At 62.6% G+C, this 14,784-nt stretch carries 12 protein-coding genes; 3 read left to right on the top strand and 9 right to left on the bottom strand.

The annotated features are described in order from the left end of the window. Positions 1 to 197: 197 nt before the first annotated feature. The 4 genes from leuD to FIU85_RS11905 form a co-directional block, all read right to left on the bottom strand. The gene (gene leuD, locus FIU85_RS11925; RefSeq protein WP_152494194.1) at positions 198 to 803 is read right to left on the bottom strand and encodes a 3-isopropylmalate dehydratase small subunit; all 606 of its coding nucleotides are present in this window, start codon (positions 801 to 803) and stop codon (positions 198 to 200) included. Beyond that, positions 803 to 2,206, bottom strand: a complete 1,404-nt coding sequence (leuC, locus tag FIU85_RS11920; RefSeq protein WP_152497040.1) for a 3-isopropylmalate dehydratase large subunit — start codon at positions 2,204 to 2,206, stop codon at positions 803 to 805. Before leuC ends, leuD begins: the two co-directional genes overlap by 1 nt. Positions 2,207 to 2,529: 323 nt before the next feature. Then, positions 2,530 to 3,231, bottom strand: coding sequence for a response regulator (locus tag FIU85_RS11910; RefSeq protein ID WP_152494196.1), 702 nt, complete (start codon positions 3,229 to 3,231; stop codon positions 2,530 to 2,532). Further along, positions 3,228 to 3,725, bottom strand: coding sequence for a MarR family winged helix-turn-helix transcriptional regulator (locus tag FIU85_RS11905; protein ID WP_152494197.1), 498 nt, complete (start codon positions 3,723 to 3,725; stop codon positions 3,228 to 3,230). The genes FIU85_RS11910 and FIU85_RS11905 overlap by 4 nt, the downstream gene beginning before the upstream one ends. A gap of 156 nt (positions 3,726 to 3,881) precedes the next feature. Here FIU85_RS11905 and FIU85_RS11900 point away from each other — a divergent pair, with 156 nt between their 5' ends. Together FIU85_RS11900 and FIU85_RS11895 are read left to right on the top strand one after the other, a co-directional pair. Beyond that, positions 3,882 to 4,748 carry a branched-chain amino acid aminotransferase gene (locus tag FIU85_RS11900; RefSeq protein ID WP_152494198.1) on the top strand — a complete coding sequence of 289 codons (867 nt, stop codon included), beginning with the start codon at positions 3,882 to 3,884 and terminating at the stop codon, positions 4,746 to 4,748. A gap of 35 nt (positions 4,749 to 4,783) precedes the next feature. After that, positions 4,784 to 6,166: a citrate lyase subunit alpha gene (locus FIU85_RS11895; protein WP_172978875.1), complete on the top strand. Its 1,383-nt coding sequence runs from the start codon at positions 4,784 to 4,786 to the stop codon at positions 6,164 to 6,166. 54 nt (positions 6,167 to 6,220) lie between these two features. Here FIU85_RS11895 and FIU85_RS11890 read toward each other — a convergent pair whose 3' ends face one another. The 4 genes from FIU85_RS11890 to FIU85_RS11875 form a co-directional block, all read right to left on the bottom strand. Then, a complete protein-coding gene (locus tag FIU85_RS11890) occupies positions 6,221 to 7,450 on the bottom strand; it encodes an ABC transporter permease (RefSeq protein WP_152494200.1) in 1,230 nt (409 codons plus the stop codon). A gap of 3 nt (positions 7,451 to 7,453) precedes the next feature. After that, a complete protein-coding gene (locus FIU85_RS11885) occupies positions 7,454 to 9,193 on the bottom strand; it encodes an ABC transporter permease (protein ID WP_172978874.1) in 1,740 nt (579 codons plus the stop codon). Positions 9,194 to 9,281: 88 nt separating this feature from the next. Next, positions 9,282 to 10,394 carry an extracellular solute-binding protein gene (locus FIU85_RS11880; protein ID WP_152497038.1) on the bottom strand — a complete coding sequence of 371 codons (1,113 nt, stop codon included), beginning with the start codon at positions 10,392 to 10,394 and terminating at the stop codon, positions 9,282 to 9,284. Between the two features lie 115 nt (positions 10,395 to 10,509). Then, positions 10,510 to 11,613, bottom strand: coding sequence for an ABC transporter ATP-binding protein (locus FIU85_RS11875; protein WP_152494202.1), 1,104 nt, complete (start codon positions 11,611 to 11,613; stop codon positions 10,510 to 10,512). A gap of 364 nt (positions 11,614 to 11,977) precedes the next feature. Between FIU85_RS11875 and FIU85_RS11870 the strand changes: the two genes are divergently transcribed. Continuing rightward, on the top strand, positions 11,978 to 13,159 hold the full coding sequence (locus tag FIU85_RS11870) for a M24 family metallopeptidase (protein ID WP_152494203.1): 1,182 nt from the start codon (positions 11,978 to 11,980) through the stop codon (positions 13,157 to 13,159). Positions 13,160 to 13,321: 162 nt separating this feature from the next. Here the strand turns inward: FIU85_RS11870 and FIU85_RS11865 are convergent, their stop codons facing one another. Continuing rightward, positions 13,322 to 14,719 carry an aspartate aminotransferase family protein gene (locus FIU85_RS11865; RefSeq protein ID WP_152497037.1) on the bottom strand — a complete coding sequence of 466 codons (1,398 nt, stop codon included), beginning with the start codon at positions 14,717 to 14,719 and terminating at the stop codon, positions 13,322 to 13,324. Positions 14,720 to 14,784 lie beyond the last annotated feature (65 nt).

The raw sequence follows: 14,784 nt of genomic DNA, 5'->3' as shown, positions 1-14,784 counted from the left end.
GATGGTGAGGGTGGTGCCGGTTTGCATCAATAAGCTGACGGATTTGAGGCGCCGTTGTGTTCACACGCAAGATGTGGGGGGTTCAAGCTAAGCCCCCACAATAATTCATTAATATTAGATGTGCTTTTGATTAACCTCTTAATCTCAAGATTGCACCGGCCGCGCATGGCAGCCGGTACATCGCTTTCCTTGCGGGGTCAAACCCAGGGGCGTTGCGTCGCGGCCTTGGCCTCGAACGCGTCGATCGACGCGGCTTTTTCCATCGTCAGTCCGATATCGTCGAGCCCGTTCAGCAGGCAGTGCTTGCGCCAGGGGTCGACGTCGAAGCCGATTGTGCCGCCATCCGGGCCGGTGATTTCCTGGCGCTCCAGGTCCACGGTTAGCACCGCGTTCGATCCGCGCTCCGCATCGTCCATCAGCTTGTCGACCTCTTCCTGCGGAAGAACGATGGGCAGAATGCCGTTCTTGAAGCAGTTGTTGTAGAAGATGTCGGCGAAGCTGGTGGAGATCACGCAGCGGATGCCGAAATCCAGCAGCGCCCAGGGCGCATGCTCGCGGCTCGACCCGCAGCCGAAATTGTCCCCGGCCACGATGATCTTTGCCTCGCGATAGGCCGGTTGGTTCAGCACGAATTCCGGAATCTCGTTTCCATCGTCGTCGTACCGCATCTCGTCAAACAGGTTCACGCCCAGGCCCGACCGCTTGATCGTCTTCAGAAACTGCTTGGGAATGATCATGTCGGTGTCGATATTGACCAGCGGCATCGGCGCCGCGACGCCGGTCAGTTTCACGAATTTTTCCATCACACGATCTCCCGGATGTCGGTCAGTTTGCCGGTCACCGCCGCCGCCGCGGCCATCGCCGGGCTCATCAGGTGGGTGCGCCCGCCACGGCCTTGCCGGCCCTCGAAATTGCGGTTCGACGTGGCCGCGCACCGTTCACCCGGCTGCAACTGGTCGGGGTTCATCGCCAGGCACATCGAACAGCCTGCAAGCCGCCACTCGAAACCGGCCTCGGTAAAGATCTCGGCCAGCCCTTCTTCCTCGGCCTGGGCGCGCACAAGCCCCGATCCGGGCACGACCATTGCCCGCTTCACCTTGATCTTCTTGCCTTTCAGGATCTCGGCTGCCGCACGCAGATCCTCGATCCGGCCATTGGTGCAGGACCCGATAAAGACCGTGTCGATCTCGATATCCTTCAGCTTTTGACCGGGCGTAAGGCCCATGTATTCCAGCGCACGCCGGGCCGCGTCGGTCTTGCCGCCGGTAAAGCTTTCGGGGGCAGGCACCTCTCCGTCGATCGGCAGCACGTCCTCGGGGCTGGTGCCCCAGGTGACCACCGGCGCGATATCCTCGCCCTTGATCGTGATCACCTTGTCCCAATGCGCATCGTCATCGGAATAGAGCGTCTTCCACCAGTCCATGGCGGCTTCCCACTGTGCGCCCTTCGGCGCATGGGGCCGGCCCTTGATGTACTCGAAGGTCTTTTCATCGGGCGCGATCAGGCCTGCGCGTGCGCCGCCTTCGATCGCCATGTTGCAGACGGTCATCCGCCCTTCCATCGAAAGGTCGCGAATGGCCTCGCCGCAATACTCGATGACATAACCCGTACCGCCCGCGGTGCCGGTGCGGCCAATGACCGACAGGGTGATGTCCTTGGCGGTCACTCCGGGGCGCAGCTTGCCGGTGATCTCGACCTTCATGTTCTTTGACTTGGTCTGGATCAGCGTCTGGGTGGCCAGCACATGCTCCACCTCGGACGTCCCGATGCCGTGGGCCAGCGCACCGAAAGCACCATGTGTGGCCGTATGGCTGTCGCCGCAGACCACGGTCATGCCCGGCAGTGTCCAGCCCTGCTCGGGGCCGACGATGTGGACGATGCCCTGCCGCACGTCGCTGACCGGGTAATAATGGATGCCGAAATCCTTGGCGTTCTTGTCCAACGCGGCCACTTGGGTGCGGCTGTCCTCGGGCATCGCCTCGGGATTCTCGCGCCCCTCGGTGGTCGGCACGTTGTGGTCCGGCACGGCAATGGTCTTGTCCGGCGCGCGCACCTTGCGGTTCGCCATGCGCAGCCCTTCAAAGGCCTGCGGGCTCGTCACCTCGTGCACGAGATGCCGGTCGATATAAAGCAGGCTGGTGCCATCCTCGGCCTCGTGCGCAAGGTGGGCATCCCATATCTTGTCATAGAGTGTCTTGGGGGACATCGGTCCTCTCCCGTCGTGTCAGTGGAAATTCATAACAATTCGTCGAAGGGCACCGCCCTATAGACGCGCCAGAACCGTGCGTGCCGCGCCAAAAAACCGCCAGGGCAGGCGCGCACGATCGTCCATGTCGAAAACCCGTATCATGAGTGTCAGATACAACCCCGCCCCGAGTCTATCAAGAGCACAACGGGCCCGCGGACCGAACCGCTTCTTCCTCTGGCCGTCAATATCCCGGGGGTTCGGTTGAAGCTGCGCTTCAACCCTGGGGGCTGGCCCCCAATTCATCAAACCTGCGCGGCGCAGCCGCACAACCAGATCACGTCTCAGTCCGGCGCCAGCATATAGCCTTCGCCACGCACGGTTTGCAGGTATCGCGGCTGTTTCGGATCGGACTCGATCTTGCGCCGCAGGCGCGTGATCTGGACGTCCACGGCCCGCTCCTGCGCCTGGCCCCTGTCGCGGCCCAGGTCTTCGACCAGCTTGGTGCGGCTCACCGGCTCGCGCAGGTTCTCTGCAAAGATCCGCATCAGCTGGACCTCCGTCGCCGTCAGCCGGATCATGTCCTCGCCGCGCATCAGCTCGGACCGCTCTATGTCGAACCGCACAGGCCCCATGCTCAGAACCTTGGGGGCTGCATGTTCGGGCTCGGCCTCCGGCATCCGGCGCAGGATCGCGTTGATCCGCAGCAGTAGTTCCTTCGGCTCGAAGGGCTTGGGCAGATAGTCGTCCGCACCGGCCTCCAGTCCGGCGATGCGCTCCTCCGTCTCTCCCTTTGCAGTCAGCAGAAGGATCGGCGTGTCGATCGTTTCGCGCAACGATCGCGTCAGGGAAACGCCGTCCTCGCCCGGCATCATCACGTCCATCACGATCAGGTCGAACTCCAGCCCCGACAGCACGCGGCGCGCATGATCCGCATCACGCGCCACGGACACCAGGAACCCGTTTCGCGCAAGAAACTTGCGCAACAGGTCGCGGATGCGCTCGTCGTCATCGACGATCAGAAGGTGCGGCGCCGGATCGTTCATGAGTCAGCCTCCCGGATCGCATGATACTTCCGCCGCATATCCGGGTCCATCATCGCTTCGAGCACCTGCCGGAAACCCGCCACGGCCTCCGGTCCCGCCTTGCGATAGGCCGCCCGCATCCGGGCTCTTTGTGCATCGGACAGCGTCTGTTCCAGTCCGCGCCCCTTGTCCGTCAGCGTCAGATGACGCTCACGCCTGTCCGTCTTGCCCTGCTGGCTTTCGACCAGTCCATCCTCGATCAGTGTACGCAAGACCCGATTCAGAGACTGTTTGGTAACCCCCAGAATACCCAGAAGATTGTTCACCGTCGTGCCGGGACGGCGTGCGATGAAATGAAGCGCGCGGTGATGCGCGCGGCCATACGCCATCGTGGCCAGGATACGGTCGGGATCGGCGGTGAAACCGCGATAGGCAAAGAACATCGCCTCGATGCCCTGTCGCAACTGTTCGTCGGTCAGGAACAACAGATTTTCGCCGCCATGCGCTTCGGCCATCTTCGCCCTCCCGTCACATACGACGCCAAGATAAGTCAGCCTTGTTGACATTCCAAGATCAAACTGGTAGCGAATCGCAGTTTCTGCGCAATTTTATGTCCACTTCGGACGTTTCCAGCGCAATAAATGGAAAGAGGCCAGGCTGAGGAGGCGGAAATGGCAGCGTATGATGATCGCGACGGCAAGATTTGGATGGACGGCAAACTGGTCGAATGGCGGGACGCGAACGTGCATATCCTGACCCACGGCCTGCACTACGCCAGTTCCGTCTTCGAAGGCGAGCGGTGCTACAACGGCAAGATCTTCGAGAGCCGCAAGCACTCGGAACGCCTGCACTATTCCGCCGGCCAGCTTGATTTCGAGATCCCCTACACCGTCGACGAGATCGAGGCTGCCAAGATGGAGGTCCTTCAGGCCAACGGGTTCGACAACGCCTATGTCCGCGCGGTCGCGTGGCGCGGTGCCGGCGAGGACATGGGCGTCGCATCGGCCCGCAACCCCGTGCGCCTGGCCATTGCCGCCTGGGAATGGGGCGCCTATTACGGCGACGCCAAGATGAAGGGCGCCAAGCTCGACATCTCCAAGTGGAAACGTCCCAGCCCCGAAACCATCCCCAGCCATGCCAAGGCCGCCGGTCTTTACATGATCTGCACCCTTTCCAAGCACGCCGCCGAGGCGAAAGGCTGTTCCGACGCGATGATGTTCGACTATCGCGGCTACGTGGCCGAGGCGACCGGCGCCAACATCTTCTTCGTCAAGGACGGCGAGGTGCATACGCCCGACCCCGACTGTTTCCTCAACGGCATCACCCGGCAGACCGTCATCGGCATGTTGAAGGACCGTCAGGTCAAGGTGCACGAACGTCATATCATGCCCGAGGAGCTGGAAGGCTTCGAGCAGTGCTGGCTGACCGGAACCGCCGCCGAGGTGACGCCCGTTGGCCAGATCGGCGACTACAATTTCGAGGTCGGCGCGCTGACCCGCGACATCGCGGAGAGCTACGAGAAACTGGTGCGCGCGTAGGTCTTGGCCTTCGCGTGGCATGACGGCGCGTGAGCGTGCGTACCGCAATCGGGGCCGCTGGCCTGCGGGACGGTGCGACGCTGTCGTTTCACCATCACCTGCGGAACGGCGACGACGTGATGCGCGAGGTCTTGCAGACCTGCACCGAAGAGGGCCTGCGCGACCTACACATCGCGCCATCCTCGCTCTTTCCCTGCCATGCGGCCCTGATCCCGTTCCTTGAAGACGGGATCGTCACGCGGATCACCACGTCCTACATCAACGGGCCCCTCGCCGAGGCGGTGCAGCGCGGTCTTCTGCCTCATCCAGTCCGCCTGCAAACCCATGGTGGCAGAGCCGAGGCCATTGCCTCAGGCCGACTGAAAATCGACACGGCCTTCATCGCCACACCGGCGGTGGATACCGAACGCAACCTCGGCGGCGCTACGGGCCCGAACGCCTGCGGCCCTTTGGGATATGCGATGGTGGATGCCGCCCATGCCCGCTTCGTCACGGCTGTCACCGATCATTACGTCTATGACCTGCCGCGTATCTGCATCCCGGCCGAGCAGGTCGATCTCGTGGTCACCGTGGACAGCATCGGTGACGCGCGACAGGTGGCCTCCGGAACGACCGCCCGTGCGCCGTCTGCCAAGGGTCAGGCCATCGCCGACCTGACCGCCCGCCTCATTGCCTGCAGCGGCCTTCTGCGGGACGGTTTCAGTTTCCAGACCGGGGCCGGCGCGACATCTCTTGCCGTCGCCCGCAGCTTGGCGCCCGTCATGGCCGAACGCGGCGTGGTTGGCGATTTCGCGGCGGGCGGCATCACCGGGCCACTTGTGGAGATGCTGCATTCCGGTCTCTTCCGACACCTGCTCGACGTTCAGGCTTTCGACGGAGCCGCCGTGGCCTCCTATGCCAATGACACCGCGCATCACGCGATGTCCGCGTGGGATTACGCGAGCCCAGCCAACCCCGACAGTGCGGCCTCCCGGCTTGACGTGATGATCCTCGGCGCGGCAGAAGTCGACATGAATTTCAACGTCAACGTCACTTGCGCCAGCGACGGGCGTATCATCGGTGGCTCTGGCGGCCATGCCGACACCGCGGCGGGCGCGAAACTGGCCATCGTGACGACCCCGCTGTGCGCCGGCGGATTTCCCAAGCTGATCGAACGGCTGACCTGTCTCACCACGCCGGGCGACACGGTCGGCGCCGTGGTCACGGAAGAGGGGATCGCCATTTCCTCCGCTGCCCCAGAGCTGGCCCGGGCCGCGAAGAACGCCGGGTTGCCGCTTTCATCGCTCGACGATCTGCGCCGTAAGGCCGAAGCGCAGGCGACGCAACGTGCAACGCCGAGATTCGCTGAACGCGTTATTGCCGAATGCGAAGCGCCAGACGGCACGGTAATCGATCACGTGCGCGCTCTTGTACCTTGAGCAAAAGAAAAGCCGGGCAGGCAGGCCCGGCTTTCCGTAAAGCTATCGTCAGGTTCAGCCCGGACTCAGCCCGCGCAGGCGCTCCGACCGGCGGCGCAACAGCTCTACCGTCGTCAACAACAGGATCGAGATCGTCACGAGAATCGTGGCCGCCGCAAGGATCGTCGGCGAGATCTGCTCGCGCAGGCCTGTGAACATCTGCCACGGCAGGGTCTGTTGCTGCGCCGAACCGACGAACAACACCACCACCACCTCGTCAAACGATGTGATGAAGGCAAAGAGCCCGCCCGAGATCACCCCCGGCAGGATCAGCGGCATCTGAACCCGGAAGAAGGTCGTGACCGGGTTCGCCCCCATGTTGGCCGACGCCCGCGTCAACGAGCGGTCGAAGCCGACCAGCGTGGCCGTCACCGTGATGATCACGAACGGCACGCCCAGCGCCGCGTGTGCCAGGATCACCTTCACATACCCGACAAAAGCCTGGTCCAGCCCCAGGTTCGCTTCCAGCCAGTTGCCCAGAGGTGCATAGAAAAAGAACATCCCGGTGGCCGAAATGATCAACGGAACGATCATCGGCGAGATCAGGATTGCCATGATCGCCTGCCGCCCGGGCACATGGCTTTGCGACAGGCCGATGGCCGCCAGCGTGCCGAGGCTGACCGAGATGAACGTCGCGAAGGGCGCGATGATCAGCGAGTTCTTCAGCGGCGTCATCCACTCGTCGGTGCCCAGGAAGTCGCGGTAGTGCTTCAGCGAATAGCCCTCGGCCTGGAAGTTCAGCATCTCGGGCGTGAAGGTAAAGAAGTTCTCGGCGTTGAAGCTCAGCCACATCACCGGAATGAGCGGAGCGATCAGGAAGAAGAACACGAATCCGCAGATGAAGAGGAACGTGTTGTGCCACAACACCTGGCCCGGCGTGTAATAGATTGGCACGTTCTTGCGGTAATCGCCGGTGTCGAGCCAATACGCGAACCAGCTGAGCACGGCTCCGATGATGACACCGGATATCGCCGCACCCAGACCGCCTGCAAAAAAGCCCGCAATGGCGAAGGCGGCGATGATACCCCACCGGGTCTGCGTGCGCTGGCCCGACATCTGGTGCGCCAGTGCCGCAATGCCGGCGCCGATGACCGCGCCGACAAGTGCGCCAAGCCAGGGCTGGCCATAGACGTTGCCCGCGACAAAGCCGAACATGGCGCCCAGAACCGCCGTCAGCGGCAAGGTGAACCCGGTCAGCGGCGGGCGCGGAATGGTGACTGTGTAGCCATCGTCTTGATCGGTCATGACCTAGCCCCCCAACTTGACGTTATCGATGCCAACGATCCTGTCGTAGCACCAGTAGAGCACCAGAACGACGACCAGCAGGATCGTTCCCAGCGCGGCCGCCAGACCCCAGTTCAGCGAGCTGGAGATATGATAGGCGATCCGGTTCGAGATGAAGACACCGTCGGTGCCGCCCACGATCTCTGGCGTGATGTAGTACCCGATCGACAGGATGAACACGAGGATCGACCCCGCCCCGATACCCGGCACCGATTGCGGAAAATAGACCCGCCGGAAGGCCGTGACGTTCGTCGCGCCCAGCGACTTCGCCGCGCGCAGGTAGGACGGCGGGATCGTCTTCATCACCGAATAGAGCGGCAGGATCATGAACGGCAGCAGGATATGCGTCATGGCGATGATCGTGCCGGTCGCGTTGTTCATCAATATCAATCGGTTCGCGTCATCGACGAAGCCCAGCCACACGAGGATCTCGTTTATCACCCCCTGCTGCTGCAACAGTACCTTCCAGGCCGAAGTCCGCACCAGAAGCGAGGTCCAGAACGGCAGCAGCACGAGGATCATCAGCACGTTCGCCGTGCGCAGCGGCAGGTTGGCCAGGATCCACGCCACCGGATAGCCCAAGAGGATGCAGCTGCCGGTGATGATCAGCGACATGTAGAGCGTGCGCATGAACAGCTTGATGTAGATCTGCTGGTTCGCGGGCCGCGCCTCGACACCGTCAAAGCCCAGCTGGTAATCCGCCGCATTCAGGAAATACCCCGGCGTGTAGGACGCCTTGTAAACGCTCAGCGTTTTCCAGGTGAGCGGGTTGCCCCAACCCTTGTCGATCTCCAGAAACGCGTCCTTGAAATTCGGCTGCGGCTGTTCCGCCAGCATCTCCTGCGCCGCAACAAGCTGCTCTGCTCCGAAGCCGCTGTAGGAGGCCACATCGGCACCGGCCTGCAACTCTTGAATCAGAGCGATCTTGACCGCTTCCCAGGGTTCTTCCTCGGCGACGACATCCTCTTCCGCGATGGCGGTATAGACGGCAAAACTGGCGTATTCATAGGCGGTGCGCGGCAGAAGCGCGGAAATCTCCGCCCCCGGCAGGAAGCCGGTTCCGCCAGAATAGCTGTCGCCTGTCAGGACCTGAAGCCGCTTCCGGGCGTCATCCAGAACGGACTGGTCGCTCTCCTCGGCGTTCTCTCCGCCCCGCATCAGGTCGAACCAGAACGTCTCGTTGTCCCAGGTGTCCTCGGCCAGGTCTTCCAGCGCGTCGATCTGGTCTTCGCCGATCTCGTCAAGGTCGCGTCCGACAGACCGGAACTGCGAGGACAAGCCCGTTAGTTCGTAGTTCAGGCGCGTGCCCAGCTTGGTGTGCTCCTTGGCCTCGGAGGCCAGGAACAGATCGTAGTAAAGCGCCTCGTAGACAGGCTCGTCCGGCAGGTCGCTTGCGGTCGGGTCCCACTCTGCAATCGCGCTGACCGTCTGCGGCAGGGTATCGGGCACGATCGTGTTGTCGACCGACCGCAGCAGCATCGAGACAATGGGAACGATAAAGGTTACGAGGACGAAGATCAGCAGCGGAGCGATCAGCAGCAACGCCCGCATCTTCTGGCGGCGCAAGGTCCGCGAAAGGCTTTTCTTCAGCGGCGTACCGTCGGCAGCCAGAACAGGCCCGCCCTCGTTGCTGTCCGCAATGCGCAGCCCGTCATCGGGCGTGGGCGCCGCCTTGCCGGTCGTGGCGTCAGTCACATCGCTCATAAAGTCCCCGTCGGCAGTTTGTTGTTTTGTTTATTGTCCGTGTGGAAGGGCCGCGGACGGCCCTTCCAGGTATCTCTAAGCGAACCGCTTATTGCGCCAGCCACGCCTGGAATTTGGCGTCGATGTCGTCGCGGTAGTCAGCCCAGAACTCGTAGTTGTAGAGGAACGTGTTCTGCGCGTTCTCCGGGTCGGTCGGCATGTGCGGCGCCATGTCGATGCCCAGTTCCGCGTGCTGACCCACCAGCGGTGCCGAGGAGGCACGGGCCGGACCGTACGAGATGTACTTGGCCTGGTCCGCCAGACGCTGCGTGTCGGTCGCGAACATGATGAAGTCCTTGGCGCGTGCCAGGCGATCTTCGGGCAGGCCCTCGGGGATGATCCAGCCGTCCAGGTCGAACACCTGCGCGTCCCACATCATGCCGATCGGCTGATCCTGCTCTTCGATGGCGGCAAACAGACGACCGTTGTAGGTCGAACCCATGAACACTTCGCCATCGGCCAGAAGCTGCGGCGTGTCGGCACCGGCGGACCACCAGATCACCTCGTCCTTGATGGTTGCCAGCTTGTCCAGCGCCTGTTGCTGACCTTCGGCGGTGGCCAGGACGTCATAGACCTCTTCCTTGGCGACGCCGTCACACAGCAGCGCCCATTCGACGTTGTTGATCGGGCGCTTTTCCAGCGCACGCTTGCCCGGATAGGTTTCCAGGTCGAACACGTCGCAGATGTCGTTGGGCGCTTCCACGCCTTCCGGCACCATGTCGGTGCGATAGCCGAAGGTGGTCGAATAGACGATCTGCGGGATGAAGCAGTCACCCACCAGCAGTTCGCCGAAATCTTCCTCGGCCGAGGTGCCATCGGGCGCGGCGGCCAGGTCTTCCTCGGGGTCGATTTCCATCGCCAGGCCTTCGTCGCACAGGCGCAGCGCGTCAGCGGCCACGACGTCGACGACATCCCAGGTGATGTTGCCGGCCTCGTCCATGGCGCGCAGCTTGGCCACGGCCTCGTTCGAGCTTTCGTCCCAGATCACTTCCAGGCCTTCGTTCATTTCCTTGTACGGCTCGGTGTAGGCGTTCTGCTGGCTCGCCTGATAGGCGCCGCCCCAGGACACGACGGTCATCGAGTCGGCCATTTCCTGTGCCTGAGCCGACGCGGCAGCAACCGTCAGTGCGGTCGTCGCCATAAGTGTTTTCGTCAGTTTCATGTCATACTCCCAAAAGTACTCCCGTTTACCTTTCGGGCCCCATGTCACGGGAACAACATGCGGACCTCGTTCTATCCGGGCCGGCGCAATGGCCCGCCCGAATCCCTAAAAACTCCTAGTTCGCATCCAGTGCGCGGCAATCCTCGGGCAGCCAGCCGATCTCGATTGTTTCACCCGGTGTCAGCCGTGTCTGGTCCGGCGCGTTCCGCGACTTGATCACGAAGTTGTCGTTGCCCGCCACGCTCAGACGGGTGCGGAAGATGTCGCCCATGTAGATGAATTCCAGCACCTCGGCCTTGATCGTGTGGGTGCCTTCCTTGAGACGTTTCTTGTCGAACTCTACACGTTCCGGCCGGATCGAGACGCGGGTACGCTCGCCCACTTCGCTGACGTTGACCGGCTTGCAATCGATGATTCCGCCATCGTCCAGTTGCACCTGCGCGAGACCGCCCTGAATCTGCTTTACGGTGCCCTCCAGCGTGTTGTTCTCGCCGATGAACTGCGCGACAAAGCTGTTTTGCGGGCTCTCGTACAGCTCGTCCGGCGGCGCCAGCTGCTGGATACGGCCATCGTCGAACACCGCGACGCGGTCCGACATGGTCAGCGCCTCCGTCTGGTCGTGCGTCACGTAAACCGTGGTGATGCCCAGATCATGCGCCAGTTTGGTGATCTCGAACTGCATGTGCTCGCGCAACTGCTTGTCGAGGGCACCAAGGGGCTCGTCCATCAGAACCAGCTCCGGCTCGAACACCAGCGCGCGGGCCAGTGCGATCCGCTGTTGCTGACCACCCGAAAGCTGTGCCGGGCGGCGGCCACCAAAGGCACCCATCTGCACCATGTCGAGCGCGCGCTTTACCTTGGCTTCACGATCGGACTTGCCGATCTTGCGAACCTCCAGCGGAAAGCTGAGGTTCTCGGCCACGGTCATGTGCGGGAAAAGGGCGTAGTTCTGGAACACCATGCCGATGCCGCGCTTGTGCGGCGGGATATCGTTGATCGACACCCCGTCGAGCAGGATGCGGCCATGCGTTGCGGTTTCGAATCCCGCCAGCATCATCAGACAGGTGGTCTTGCCGGACCCCGACGGCCCCAGCATCGTCAGGAACTCGCCCTTGGGCATGGAAAGGTTCAGGTCCTTCACGACCAGCGTTTCGCCATCGTAGCTTTTCTGAACACGATCAAATGCGACAAACGCATCGCTCGCTTGCGATTCGGTCAAGAGTGTCTCCCCATATGTTTTTTCGTCGCGGTTGTTCCGCGTTTAGCTGGAAATAAAGCCAGTTTCCGCCGGCGATGCAAGCAAACTCATTGAGTTTTTCCACAGCAGGCATCTCCGAAGGAAAATTAACCAAGGTCGCCGGGATTTAAGTCAGATTTCCTGCCTGATGACGCATCGCTGGCCTGTTGGTCCCCTGTTCACAGTGCTTGCATCGGGCAAGGGCGCCCGCAAGCGGCCATTCCGGGACCCCACCAAGGTTCTGTCTATCAAGTTTTTTTTCGTGCATTCCTGTCGTTCAGCAGGCACCTTCGGGGCATCCCGGCACGTGCTGTCCGGCCCGACCAAGACGAGGAGCGATCAGACCATGAAAGACCTGCCCTTCACCCCCGTAGAGTACGACCGCCGCCTCAAGCGGGCACGGGCCGCGATGGAAGAACGCGGGCTTGATGCGGTCTTTATCACGGACCCGTCCAACCAGAACTGGCTGACCGGCTATGACGGCTGGTCCTTCTACGTGCACCAAGGCGCGATCCTGACGATGGACGGCCCGCCCCTGTGGTGGGGCCGACACATGGACATGCTGGGGGGTCGCAGGACCTGCTGGATGGAGAATGATTTCATCCTCGGATATGGCGACCATTTCGTGCAGTCGACCGAGCGGCACCCGATGCAGGACCTGGCAGAAGTGCTCAAGCGGTACGGGCTGGAGACGGCGACGATCGGGGTGGAGATGGAGAACTACTACTACTCCGCCAAGGCCCATGCCGTGCTTTGCGCCGAGATGCCGAATGCAAAGATCGTCGACGCCACCACGCTGGTGAACTGGCAGCGGATCGTGAAGTCCGAGGAAGAACTGGTGCTGATCCGCAAGGCGGCGCGCATCTCGGAAAAGGTCATGCGCACCGCCATCGACATGGCCGAGCCGGGACTGCGCAAGAACGACCTTGTGGCCAGCATTCTGAAGGCCGGGATCGAGGGCGTGGATGACGACTGGGGCGACTATCCGGCGATCATGCCGCTGACGCCCTCGGGCCTTGACGCCACCGCGGCGCACCTGACCTGGAACGGCAACCCGATGCAGCCGGGCGAGGCGACTTTCTTCGAGCTTTCAGGGTGTTACCGCCGCTATCACGCGCCTCTGTGCCGCACCGTGTTCCTTGGCGGCGAGCCGCCGCAGGACATTCGCGACGCCGAAAAGGCGCAGCTGGAAGGCATCGAGGCGGGGCTGGACGCGGCGCGGCCCGGCAACCGGACCTGCGACATCGCGCAGGCGCTTCTGGACGTGCTGGCCAAGTACGAGATCAAGCGAGAAGGGCGCATGGGCTACCCCGTCGGCGTCAGCTATCCGCCCGACTGGGGCGAGCGGACGGCGTCGATCCGGCTGGAGGACGAGACGGTGCTGGAACCCGGCATGGTGTTCCATTTCATGCCCGCGCTGTGGATGGATACCTGGGGGCTGGAGACGACCGAGACGATCCTGATCAACGAGGATGGCCCGGCGGAATGCCTGTGCAACATGCCCCGGCAGATGTTCGTCAAGGACTGACGCGACTCGGCCGGCGAGAGCCTTGGTTAACGCCGGCGGGGTTATAAAAACCGCGTCGGTATCACGTCGGTATTTGAGTGGTATGCCGTCGGTGGACCGCTTGAGGACCCGATCGTTACCGTGGCGCACGGTGCTGACCTGCGCCACGGCATTTCGGACGGCTCAGCTCGCCGCCTTCATCAGACCTTCATCTTTCAGTTGCTTGTGCGCGAGGTCGAGCGCGATGTTCGCGCGTTCGACCAGGGTGTCGATCTCGGACTTGGAGATGACCAGCGGCGGCGAGATGACCATGCGGTCGCCCACGTGGCGCATGATCAGGCCGTTCGAGAAACAATGCTCGCGGCAGATAAGACCGGCGGTGCCGGCCTCGGCGGCGAACCTGGCGCGGCTGGCCTTGTCGGGGCTGAGCGCGATGGAGCCCATCATGCCGCAGATCGCCGCCTCGCCCACCAGCGGGTGATCGGCCAGGGTTTTCCACTTTTCCTTGAGATAAGGCGCGGTCTCGGACCCGACGCGGGTGACGATGCCTTCCTCGTCGAGGATGCGGAGGTTTTCCAGCGCCACGGCGCAAGTCACCGGATGGCCGGAATAGGTGTAGCCGTGGGCAAACTCGCAGCCGTTCAGCACCTCGGCCACCTCGTCGCTGACCAGCGAGCCCCCGATGGGCGCGTAGCCCGAGCTGACGCCCTTGGCGATGGTCATGACGTCGGGCTTGATGTCGAAGGTTTCCGAGCCGAACCACTTGCCGGTGCGCCCGAAGCCGCAGATCACCTCGTCGGCGATCAGCAGGATGTTGTACTTGCGGCAGATGCGCTGGATTTCCGGCCAGTAGGTTTCGGGCGGAACGATCACGCCACCGGCGCCCTGCACCGGCTCGCCGATGAAGGCGGCGACCTTGTCTTCGCCCAGTTCAAGGATCTTCTGCTCGAGTTGGCGGGCGCGTTCCAGGCCGAATTCGGCTGGATCAGTGTCTTTTCCCTCGCCGTACCAATAGGGCTGGTCGATGTGGTGGATGTCGGGAATCGGCATCCCGCCCTGGGCGTGCATCGCGGACATGCCGCCAAGCGAGGCGCTGCCCATCGAAGAGCCGTGATAGGCGTTCTTGCGGCTGATGATCGCCTTCTTTTCCGGGTGGCCCTTCTGTTCCCAGTAGGTGCGCACGAGGCGGATATTGGTGTCGTTCGCCTCGGACCCCGAGGAGGCGAAGAAGACGTGATTGAGGTCGTGCGGCGTCAGCTGCGCCAGCTTGTCGGCCAACGCGATGGCGGGCACGTGGGTCGTCTGGAAGAACGTGTTGTAATAGGGCAGTTCCTTCATCTGGCGGGCGGCGGCGTCGGCCAGCTCGTCGCGGCCATAGCCGATATTGACGCACCAGAGCCCCGCCATGGCGTCGAGATAATCGTGCCCTTCGCTGTCTGTCAGGGTCACACCCCTGGCGCGGGTGATGACGCGCGCACCCTTCTTGTTGAGCGCGTCACCGTGGGTGAAGGGATGCAGGTGATGCGCGGCATCCAGCGCCTGAAGCTCGGCGGTGGGCATATGATTGGTGATGGCGGTCATGGCGGTACCTTTCGTGATCGGAGGATCGGACGGGGCGGGCCGGTCCGTTTGTGCCAGAATATGAT

It is taken from the genome of Roseovarius sp. THAF8 (genome assembly GCF_009363735.1).
In the GTDB taxonomy this organism is placed as follows: Bacteria; Pseudomonadota; Alphaproteobacteria; order Rhodobacterales; family Rhodobacteraceae; genus Roseovarius.
The sequence above is the reverse complement of the archived record's forward strand: the minus strand, read 5'-3'. Positions and strand labels throughout refer to the sequence as shown.

What these genes read in the sequence shown, in the direction of transcription:
- leuD (WP_152494194.1), bottom strand. Translation starts at nt 803, where the DNA reads ATGGAAAAATTCGTGAAACTGACCGGCGTCGCGGCGCCGATGCCGCTG.
- leuC (WP_152497040.1), bottom strand. Translation starts at nt 2,206, where the DNA reads ATGTCCCCCAAGACACTCTATGACAAGATATGGGATGCCCACCTTGCG.
- FIU85_RS11910 (WP_152494196.1), bottom strand. Translation starts at nt 3,231, where the DNA reads ATGAACGATCCGGCGCCGCACCTTCTGATCGTCGATGACGACGAGCGC.
- FIU85_RS11905 (WP_152494197.1), bottom strand. Translation starts at nt 3,725, where the DNA reads ATGGCCGAAGCGCATGGCGGCGAAAATCTGTTGTTCCTGACCGACGAA.
- FIU85_RS11900 (WP_152494198.1), top strand. Translation starts at nt 3,882, where the DNA reads ATGGCAGCGTATGATGATCGCGACGGCAAGATTTGGATGGACGGCAAA.
- FIU85_RS11890 (WP_152494200.1), bottom strand. Translation starts at nt 7,450, where the DNA reads ATGACCGATCAAGACGATGGCTACACAGTCACCATTCCGCGCCCGCCG.
- FIU85_RS11885 (WP_172978874.1), bottom strand. Translation starts at nt 9,193, where the DNA reads ATGAGCGATGTGACTGACGCCACGACCGGCAAGGCGGCGCCCACGCCC.
- FIU85_RS11880 (WP_152497038.1), bottom strand. Translation starts at nt 10,394, where the DNA reads ATGAAACTGACGAAAACACTTATGGCGACGACCGCACTGACGGTTGCT.
- FIU85_RS11870 (WP_152494203.1), top strand. Translation starts at nt 11,978, where the DNA reads ATGAAAGACCTGCCCTTCACCCCCGTAGAGTACGACCGCCGCCTCAAG.
- FIU85_RS11865 (WP_152497037.1), bottom strand. Translation starts at nt 14,719, where the DNA reads ATGACCGCCATCACCAATCATATGCCCACCGCCGAGCTTCAGGCGCTG.